General features: G+C 46.8%; 1 protein-coding gene and 1 pseudogene. One reads left to right on the top strand and one right to left on the bottom strand.

Translation table 11 applies throughout. From position 1 onward, the window contains the following. Positions 1-15 precede the first annotated feature (15 nt). Positions 16-801 (top strand): slipin family protein, encoded by a 786-nt coding sequence (locus R7Q48_RS24700; RefSeq protein ID WP_005463674.1) that lies wholly within the window; start codon positions 16-18, stop codon positions 799-801. Between the two features lie 127 nt (positions 802-928). Here the strand turns inward: R7Q48_RS24700 and R7Q48_RS24695 are convergent. Further along, positions 929-1,095 (bottom strand): annotated as a pseudogene (locus tag R7Q48_RS24695) (globin); the annotation flags it as partial.

Raw genomic sequence — 1,095 nt, 5'->3', positions numbered from 1 at the left:
GAATAGGAGGCGTTTATGATGCTCTACACTGTTGCTGTGATCGTGGTGCTGCTGTTCGCATTAGCGACACAAATGTTTAAGGTTCTGCGCGAGTACGAACGAGGCGTTGTGTTCTTTCTGGGGCGATTTCAAGAAGTAAAAGGCCCGGGCTTGATCATTTTGATTCCTTTCATCCAACAAATGGTGCGTGTTGATTTACGAACCATTGTGCTGGATGTGCCAACACAAGATTTGATCACCAAAGATAACGTCTCTGTGCGCGTTAACGCGGTGGTGTATTTTCGTGTGGTTGACCCACAAATGGCAATCAACAATATTGAAAGTTACAGCGATGCCACCAGCCAGTTAGCACAAACGACGCTACGCTCGGTGCTGGGCCAACACGAGTTGGATGAACTGCTATCCGAACGAGAACGACTCAACAAGGATTTACAGTCCATTCTCGATCAACAAACCGACGATTGGGGCATTAAAATCTCCACCGTCGAAGTCAAGCACGTCGATTTGAACGACAGCATGGTTCGAGCGCTGGCTCGCCAAGCCGAGGCGGAACGTAACCGCCGAGCGAAAGTGATTCACGCAACGGGTGAATTGGAAGCGTCGAACAAACTGAAAGAAGCCGCAGAAATGCTAAACGAAGCGCCAAACGCGCTGCAATTACGCTATATGCAGACCTTAACCGAAATTACGACGGACAAAACCTCAACCATCATCTTCCCAATGCCAATTAATTTGGTCGAAGCGGTGACGGACATTGCCAACGCCGTTAAAAAGAATCAGGGGCAGGATAAAGAAGAATAGCCACATTAATTTTCAAATAAGGGCGGAAGCGGCTTGGGTTTAACTTGAGCGGACTTAGTTTGGTCTCGTTGAGTTTGGTGTAAACAGTAAGGCCGCTTCTTCATATTAGATATCACAAACCTTTCGATCACTGATCCGTGTCGGATTTACTTGGCGGTGTACCACATTCGCGTTTCATGATTTCCAGACCCGATTTAAAACAAGCGCGCCATGCCTTTTCAACGTCGGAGTTGTACTCATAATCACACTCTCGTACTGTTTCCATTAAGCTTTCAAACCAAATATCAATGTCTT

The sequence above is a fragment of the Vibrio sp. 378 genome (assembly GCF_033339435.1).
Note: the sequence above shows the minus strand (reverse complement) of the source record. Positions and strands in the feature narration are given on the sequence as shown.